Origin of the sequence: Burkholderia sp. E168m23 (genome assembly GCF_016586125.1) — a bacterium.
In the GTDB taxonomy this organism is placed as follows: Bacteria; Pseudomonadota; Gammaproteobacteria; order Burkholderiales; family Burkholderiaceae; genus Burkholderia; species Burkholderia orbicola.
The window spans coordinates 1-7,903 of record NZ_BCPP01000235.1; the positions used below are offsets into that span (position 1 = coordinate 1).

General features: G+C 65.5%; 7 protein-coding genes and 1 pseudogene. 7 read left to right on the plus strand and 1 reads right to left on the minus strand.

The features are described 5' to 3' along the window. Positions 1-1,178 (minus strand): annotated as a pseudogene (locus JMF90_RS14350) (collagen-like triple helix repeat-containing protein); the annotation flags it as partial. A 677-nt stretch (positions 1,179-1,855) separates the two neighbouring features. Here JMF90_RS14350 and JMF90_RS14355 point away from each other — a divergent pair. From JMF90_RS14355 to JMF90_RS14385, 7 genes are all read left to right on the plus strand, one after another. Beyond that, a complete protein-coding gene (locus JMF90_RS14355; protein ID WP_201316868.1) occupies positions 1,856-2,026 on the plus strand; it encodes a Flp family type IVb pilin in 171 nt (56 codons plus the stop codon). A gap of 87 nt (positions 2,027-2,113) precedes the next feature. Then, positions 2,114-2,608 (plus strand): prepilin peptidase, encoded by a 495-nt coding sequence (locus JMF90_RS14360; protein ID WP_077217796.1) that lies wholly within the window; start codon positions 2,114-2,116, stop codon positions 2,606-2,608. Next, positions 2,605-3,099: a TadE/TadG family type IV pilus assembly protein gene (locus JMF90_RS14365; protein WP_027807339.1), complete on the plus strand. Its 495-nt coding sequence runs from the start codon at positions 2,605-2,607 to the stop codon at positions 3,097-3,099. The genes JMF90_RS14360 and JMF90_RS14365 overlap by 4 nt, the downstream gene beginning before the upstream one ends. Before the next feature lie 95 nt (positions 3,100-3,194). Further along, on the plus strand, positions 3,195-4,100 hold the full coding sequence (gene cpaB / locus JMF90_RS14370) for a Flp pilus assembly protein CpaB (RefSeq protein WP_201316869.1): 906 nt from the start codon (positions 3,195-3,197) through the stop codon (positions 4,098-4,100). Positions 4,101-4,122: 22 nt separating this feature from the next. Then, positions 4,123-5,454, plus strand: a complete 1,332-nt coding sequence (locus JMF90_RS14375) for a type II and III secretion system protein family protein (RefSeq protein WP_011545277.1) — start codon at positions 4,123-4,125, stop codon at positions 5,452-5,454. A gap of 75 nt (positions 5,455-5,529) precedes the next feature. Beyond that, a complete protein-coding gene (locus tag JMF90_RS14380; protein WP_201316870.1) occupies positions 5,530-6,768 on the plus strand; it encodes a fimbrial protein in 1,239 nt (412 codons plus the stop codon). 3 nt (positions 6,769-6,771) lie between these two features. Next, positions 6,772-7,903: CpaF family protein (locus tag JMF90_RS14385; protein ID WP_201325183.1), on the plus strand; the 1,132-nt coding region annotated here is incomplete at its 3' end.

Sequence of the window (7,903 nt, forward strand, 5' to 3'; positions counted from 1 at the left end):
ACCGAGTGCGCCGGTGACCGTCGAGACGAGACCGGTGACCGGAGCGAGCGGCCGCTGCCGCCACCCGTTGCGCCACCGAGTGCGCCGGTGACCGTGGAGACGAGGCCCGTGAGCGGGGCGAGCGGGTTGGTCACGCCGCCGGTGCCGCCCGTGAGCAGGCCGCCGACGGCCTTCACGGTGTTGCCCGTCGACGAGACGGTGTTGCCGAGACCCGTGGTGACCGGGTTGCCGCCCGTCGATGCGAGCAGGGCGCCGGCCTGGTTCAGCCCGTTGCCGACCGTGCCGAGCAGCGTGTTGACCGGTGCGCCGAGGCCGGTTGCCGTGCCGATCGTCTGGGTCGTCTGGCCGACCATCGTCGTGATCGGCGTGATGGCCGAGCTGACCGTTTGCGTGACCTGCTGGATCGGGCCGGTCGACAGCACATTGGTGAGCGTGGTGCCGCCGTTCGACACGGCGCCGCCGAGCGTCGTGACGAGGCCGCCGACGGCGCCGGTGACCGGCGCGAGCGGCGACAGCGGGCCGCTGCCGAGGCTCGTGACCAGGTTGCCCGTTTGCGTGACTGCGCCGCCGAGCTGATTGACCACGCCGCCGGTGCTGGCGACCGTGGTGCCGACCGGGTCCTTCGTCGCGCCGAGCTGGCCGAGCCCGTTGCCGAGGCCGTTGCCGAGTGCGGTGACCGCGCCGCCGACGCTTTGCACGATGCCGCCCGCGGCTTGCGTGGTGGCGGGATTGACGCCGGGCAGCGTCTGGCTGCCGATGACCGAGCCGAGGCCGGAGACGGTGTCGCCGGCATTCGTGATGATATTGCTGCCTTGTGCGAGGACATTTCCCACTGGATTCGCCGACACACCCGAGGTGCCGGACGTACCGCTCGTTCCCGAGGTGCCGCTGGTGCCCGACGTGCCGCTCGTTCCCGAGGTGCCGCTGGTACCGGACGTGCCGCTCGTGCCCGAAGTCCCGCTGCTGCCGGAGGTACCGCTCGTACCCGAGGTGCCGCTCGAGCCGTTGCCGCCCGACGTGGAGATCGTATCGCCGCCGCCGGAGCTCGAACCGCCGCCGCCGAGACCCTGGCTGATGGAGCCGGAGCCGCCGCACGCGGAGAGGGAAAGCATGGCTGCAACGGTGGCCGCGATCAGAGTCGTCCGGAACACGCCATGAGGGATAACCTTGATGTCCATTTCTTCCTCGCATTAAAAATGTGTTGTGAACTGCGTTGTGTTGAGTGGTGCGAGGACTACTCTGCAACTGTCGTGCCATTTCGACGCCCGACGGTTCGACAACAGGTTTTAAACGAGGCAATTCCTTGTCGGAAAAGGAAGTTACGGATCTTGAAAGATTGTTGAATCTGTTTAAATACAGATGAATGAGAACGGTTTCGGCCGTTTCGTAACGTAACGTCACAACATTGGCGTTACGCGTGCGGCGTAACGTGGGGCCCACGCAGGCTTGGTGGACGAGGCCATTGTTTTACTGGTGGATTAGGTGTGCACATCTAACCTATCGTAAATCCTATGTGTAAGTCGTACCGAAACGCCGTACAAATACGTTGTGCTCCCGGTCATTTTTTTCCGTCAGAGTGGTTAAAAGAGGTTGGAATTTAAATGGGATCGGATATAGAATCCGGAGCAGATGTAAGCAAATGTACGGTTCGGTACACTACGTTCGAGGAGGAGCGCTATCGCGAATGTTAACTTGCATCAAATCGTGAGCAATGCCCTTCGGGGCGACCTATAAAGAAAGCGCACCCGGTTGTCGTTACAGCAGATGTGGCGAACGGTTGGGGCAAACGGCCAGATATGCGGGGACGTATACGTATAAAAGGCCAGAAAACGTAAATACAGGCACGAGGAATAAAATGAAAGCAATCATCAAGCGTTTCCTTAAGGAAGAAGACGGGGTTACCGCAGTCGAGTACGGACTCATCGCAGGACTTATCGCAGTCGCTCTCGTCAGTGCCATGAGCACGTTGACGGGCGGCATCTCGGGGGCGTTCAGCTACATCGCGACCATGCTGCCGAAGGCATAACGAACGAGCTTTTGCTCATTTCCCTGTTGTCAGGGGCGCGGATTGCTTCGGCAATCCGCGCGGTAAGTTTTGCCGTTCGGGGCGTAAATGATCCTGCTAACTGGCGTCGGGGTTTTCCTCGCGTGGGCGGTGCTCGTCGCGCTCGAGGACATCCGTCATAGGCGTATACCGAATTCACTGGTGATCGGTGGATTCGTATCTGCATTTGTGCTCGCCGGGCATAATCCATTCGGCATATCCGTGAATCAGGCGCTCATTGGCGTACTGATCGGCTTTCTCAGCCTTTTCCCGTTTTTTGTGCTGCGCGTAATGGGTGCCGCGGATGTCAAGGTATTCGCGGTGCTGGGCGCGTGGTGCGGCCCGCATGCGCTGCTGTGGCTCTGGATCATTGCGAGCCTGCTGGCATTCGCGCATGCCGGCACGCTGGTTTTCGCCACCCGTACGCCGGTGTCGGCGTTGTGGCAGCGGCGTTCGCCGACGATGCAGATCGCCGGTTTCCGGGCGTCGCCGTATGCCGCGTTTCTCGTGATTCCCGCGGCGCTGTGGTGCCTGTACCGGATCGCGACGGGGGGAATGCAATGACAGCCGTTCTTCCGGCATCCGGCATGCGGCGTCGCCAGCGCGGCGCGACGGCGATCGAGTTTGCGATGGTGCTCCCCGTGTTCTTCCTGATCCTATACGCGATCATCACGTACGGGATGATCTTCGCGGCCCAGCAAAACCTGACGCTTGCCGCCACGGAAGGCGCTCGCGCCGCGTTGAACTATCAGCAGGTCGGCGCGGCCGCGTCGGTGCAGGCGGCGCAGCAAGCCGCGCTGGCGGCGCGGGCCCAGGCCGCATGCACGGCCGCGACGAATCTGACCACATGGCTGAAAGGGTCGACATGCTCACCCACGCAGCAAGGCAGCTGTTCGTACGACCCGACGATGCTGTGCGTGCAGATCACGCTGACGTATCCCTACTCGCAGAGCCCGCTGATTCCACCGTTTCCGCTGCTCGGTTCGCTGTTGCCGGTGCCGTCGACACTCACCGGAACCGCGATGGTGCAGATCAGCCCGGTCAACATCATATAGACGGCAGCAACGGCGTCGTGCCGGGTCGAGGGCGCCCGGTCGGCCATGCTGCGTGGAGAATTCAATCGTGAGTGGCGGGGAAACATAACAACACCATGGCCAACAACCTGACGAAGATCATTGCGGGCTTGCTGATCGCGATCGCGATCCTGCTCGGCGTCTATGCGTGGATGCTCGGTCGCAAGCCGGCCGACGTCGCGCCGGTTGCCGCGACGGTCGCGACGCAGAGCGTGCCGGTCGTCGTGACGACACGGCCGTTGCAAGCCGGCCAGCCGATTCCGGCCGAGGCGCTGAAGGTCCAGCAGTCGACCGCCGCGCCGCAGGGCGCGTTCGCCGATCCGCTGCAACTGGTCGGCCGCATTCCGGCGGCCGATATTCCCGCGCAGGCGGCCGTCGTCGCGAGCGCATTGTCGTCCGGCCTCGCCGAGCAGCTCGCACCGGGAGAGCGTGCCGTCGCGATCAAGGTCGACGAGACCAACGCGGTCGGCAACCGCGTGCGGCCCGGCAACTATGTCGACGTGTTCCTGAATCTGAAGCGCGACGGGACCGGCGTGGCAATCGGCGGGACGTCGACGGCGGAGATCGTGAATACCCAGGCGCGGCTGCTGATGTCGAAGGTCCGCGTGCTGTCGTTCGGCGATGCGACGACCGAGCGCGACAGCTCGAACGGCTCGGTGGTCGGGACGCGGACCGCGGTGCTGGCGGTGCCGACCGCGCAGGTGGACGCGCTGACGCTCGCCGAGCAGAGCGGCCGGCTCGTGCTCGCGCTGCGTAGCCCGCGTGACGACGATGTCGCGACGCAAACCGTCGCGGTCCGTGTCGGCGACGACAAGAGCCCGTCGACGCTTGCCGCGGCGGGCGTGGTGCTGAGCGAGTTATCGAAGAGCGCGACGACGGCGGCACCGGCCCCGCGTGCGGCGCCGCGGGTGGTCGCGCGGCATCCGAGCGGCGGCAGCATCGAAGTGATTCGGGGTGGGCGGACCGAAACGGTCGCTTATTGAGCGGGACGACGACGGCAAAACAATGAAAAAGAAACTGATTGGTTTGGCTATTGCATTGAGCGCGCTGGCGATGCCGCCGCTGTCGGACGCGGCCGACACGAGCGGCACGATCAGCCTTGCGATCGGCGCGCAGCGGCAGATTGCGACGGGGCGCGCGCTGCAGCGGGTCGCGGTCGGCGACCCGTCGGTGGCCGACGTGCTCGTCGTGAAGGGCGGGCGTGGCGGCGTGCTGCTGGTGGCGAAGAATGCCGGCGCGACGAACGTGATGATCTGGGAGCGCGGCCGCGACGAGCCGACCGTCTATAACGTGAACGTCACGAGCGGTGCGGCGCGGGCACTGCTCGACGGCACGTCGCCGAGCGTGAACACGTATGGCGGCACGACGGTGATCGGCGGTGCGGCCGGAACGCTCGACGGGCATCAGCGGGCGGTCCATGCGGCGAAGACGGTCGGTGGCAAGGACGGGACGACGCTCGATGCGTCGACGATTTCCGGCAAGAACGTCGTACAGGTCGATGTGCGGGTCGTCGAATTCAGCCGCTCGGTGCTGAAGCAGGCGGGCCTGAACTTCTTCAAGCAGAGCAACGGCTTTGCGTTCGGGGCTTTCGCGCCGACGGGGCTCACCTCGATTACCGGTACGCCGGGCGGCTCGCTCACCTACAACACGAGCGTACCGATTTCGTCGGCGTTCAACCTCGTCGTCAATTCGGTGTCGCGCGGATTGTTCGCCGACCTGTCGATTCTCGAGGCGAACAACCTGGCGCGCGTGCTCGCACAGCCGACGCTCGTCGCGTTGTCCGGCCAGAGCGCGAACTTCCTCGCCGGCGGCGAAATCCCGGTGCCGGTGCCGCAATCGCTCGGCACGATCTCGATCGAATGGAAACCCTATGGCGTCGGGCTCACGGTCACGCCGACCGTGCTGAGTCCGCGGCGGATCGCGCTGAAGGTTGCGCCCGAGTCGAGCCAGCTCGACTTCGTGCATTCGATCACGATCAACAGCGTGCAGGTGCCCGCGCTGACGACGCGGCGCGCGGACACGACGGTCGAGCTCGGCGACGGCGAAAGCTTCGTGATCGGCGGCCTGATCGACCGCGAAACCACGTCCAACGTCAACAAGGTGCCGTTCCTGGGCGATCTGCCCATCATCGGCGCGTTTTTCAAGAATCTGAGCTACCAGCAGAACGACAAGGAGCTCGTGATCATCGTGACGCCGCATCTCGTTGCGCCGATCGCGCAGGGCGCGCCGCTGCCGGCGACGCCGGGCGAGCTGTCCGAGCAGCGCGACGGTCCGGTGTGGCGTTCGTACCTGGGCGGCATGGCGTCGCCGGACGCAGGGCCGGGGTTCTCGAAATGAGCGCGCCGAATCGTTACCGGACCGCGCAGGCCGTCGCGCACGACGCGATGCCTTGCTTCATTGGGAGTATCCAAGATGAATGCGAGAACCTACTCTTTGGCTGAGCCCGCCGTCACCGACCACTTCGTCTGCGCATCCTCGCTTGCGGAGCATGTGCGCTGGCTGTCGCAATCGCTGGTGGCCGCCGGCGCGGTCGAAGGGGTGCCACTCGATGGCGCCGCGCTGTCGCAGCGTATCGGCGTGTTGAATCCGGCACTGGTGTTCATCGATTTTTCCGGTGACTGCGCGGCGGCAAGCACGGTGGTCGCCGCGGTACGCGCGGCACATCCGGGCGTGCCGGTCGTCGCACTGGGCTCGCTCGCGCAGCCGGAAGGGGCGCTCGCCGCGCTGCGCGCGGGCGTGCGCGATTTCGTCGATTTTTCCGCACCGGCCGACGAAGCGCTGCGGATCACGCGCGTGTTGCTCGACAACGTGGGCGAGCCGGCCAATCGTCACGGAAAGGTCACCGCATTGCTCGGCGCGCGCGCCGGAATGGGCGTGAGCACGCTCGCCGCGAACCTGTCGGTGCTGATGCAGCGGCGGCCGGCCGATCCCGCGCGCACAGCGGCGCTGCTCGATCTCGGGCTGCCGGCCGGCGACGGCGCGTTGTTCCTGAACACGCGCTGCGAATTCCATTTCGTCGAGGCCGTGCGCAACCTGCGCCGGATCGACCGCACGTTCGTGACGACCGCACTCGCGCGCCATTCGAGCGGCGTCGCGCTGACGACGCTGCCACCGAATCTCGCCGAGCTGCGCGACGTGGCGACAGCGTCGTGCGCGGCGTTGCTGAACCGGCTGCGGGCGTTCTTCGATCACCAGATCGTCGATCTCGGCGGCTTCCCGAATCGCGAATTCATTGCGCAGGTCGTGAACCTGGCGGACGAAGCATGGCTCGTTTGCGATCAGAGCGTGGCATCGGTCGTATCGGCGGTCGAGATGCTGGACGGGTTGCGCGAGGCAGGCGCCGCGACCGACCGGATCCGGCTCGTCGTCAACCAGTTCGATGCCGAGCTCGGGCTGATGCCCGCGCAGATCGCCGAACGGCTCGATCTGTCGCTGCTCGCGACGCTGCCGTCGCGGCGCGTGTCGATCGGGCACGCGGCGAACCAGGGCAAGCTGATCGCCGAGGTCGCGGAACGCGATCCGTACGTTCGTGCGCTCGGGCCGCTGGTCGAGCGCCTCGCGGGCGCACCGGCGCCGGGAGCGGCACAGCGCGCGGCCGGCGGCCTCTCGGCGCTCAAGCGAATCATTCAATCCTCTACGAAGCGGTCGTAAGCGATGGCACACGACATTCAATTTGCCGACGGCGCAGCGCCGTTCTCGCAAACGCAACAGTTCCACGACATCAAGAATGCCGCGCACGAGCATCTGCTCACGCGGATCGAGGAACTGGGCGCCGAATTCGGCCGTTGGTCGCGACAGGCGATCAACCAGTTCGTCGATCTCGAAATCGACAGCTTCGTGCGGTTGCGGCGCATCCCGCTCAACGAGAGCGAGGTGCGGGCGGTGGCCGAGGCGCTGACGAAGGAGCTCGCCGGCTTCGGGCCGATCGAAGACCTGTTGGCGGACCCGCACGTCGAGGACATCCTGATCAACGGCTACAACGACATCTATGTGTCGCGCCACGGGATCCTGTCGAAGCTGCCGATCCGCTTCACCGACAATGCGCATCTGCTGCGGATCGTGCGACGGATTCTCGCGCCGGTCGGCCGGCGGCTCGACGAATCGAATCCGATGGTCGATGCGCGGCTGCCCGACGGCGGGCGGGTCAACGTCGTGATCGAACCGTTGTCGATCGACGGCCCGGTCGTGTCGATCCGGAAGTTCCGCAAGGACCCGCTGAAGCCCGAGGACCTGCTGGGCAACGGTACCTACAACGAGGAAATCGGCCGGTTGCTCGAGGCCGCGGTCGACGCGCGCTGCAACGTGCTCGTGTCGGGCGGCACCAGTTCGGGCAAGACGTCGCTGCTGAACGCGCTGGCGTTCCACATTCCGATGGCGGAACGCGTCGTGACGATCGAGGATACGGCCGAACTGTCGCTGAATCACCCACACGTCGTGCGGCTCGAAAGTCGTCCCGGCGGATTCGACGGCAGTGGCGTCGTGACGATTCGCGACCTGCTGCGAAACACGCTGCGGATGCGGCCGGACCGGATCATCGTCGGCGAAGTGCGCGGCGGCGAGGTGCTCGAAATGCTGCAGGCCATGAACACCGGCCACGACGGATCGATGGGCACCGTGCACGCCAGCTCGCCGCGCGAATGTTTGTACCGGCTCGAGATGCTGGCGGGTTTCGCCGGTTTTCAGGGGACCGAAGCAAGCCTGCGACGGCAGATCGCCAACGCGATCGACTTCATCGTGCAGATCGGCCGGCTGTCCAACGGCCGCCGCCGCATCCTGTCGATCACCG

Excerpts from the sequence above, each read along its gene's own strand:
- JMF90_RS14355 (WP_201316868.1), top strand. The coding sequence starts at position 1,856 with ATGAAAGCAATCATCAAGCGTTTCCTTAAGGAAGAAGACGGGGTTACC.
- JMF90_RS14360 (WP_077217796.1), top strand. The coding sequence starts at position 2,114 with ATGATCCTGCTAACTGGCGTCGGGGTTTTCCTCGCGTGGGCGGTGCTC.
- JMF90_RS14365 (WP_027807339.1), top strand. The coding sequence starts at position 2,605 with ATGACAGCCGTTCTTCCGGCATCCGGCATGCGGCGTCGCCAGCGCGGC.
- cpaB (WP_201316869.1), top strand. The coding sequence starts at position 3,195 with ATGGCCAACAACCTGACGAAGATCATTGCGGGCTTGCTGATCGCGATC.
- JMF90_RS14375 (WP_011545277.1), top strand. The coding sequence starts at position 4,123 with ATGAAAAAGAAACTGATTGGTTTGGCTATTGCATTGAGCGCGCTGGCG.
- JMF90_RS14380 (WP_201316870.1), top strand. The coding sequence starts at position 5,530 with ATGAATGCGAGAACCTACTCTTTGGCTGAGCCCGCCGTCACCGACCAC.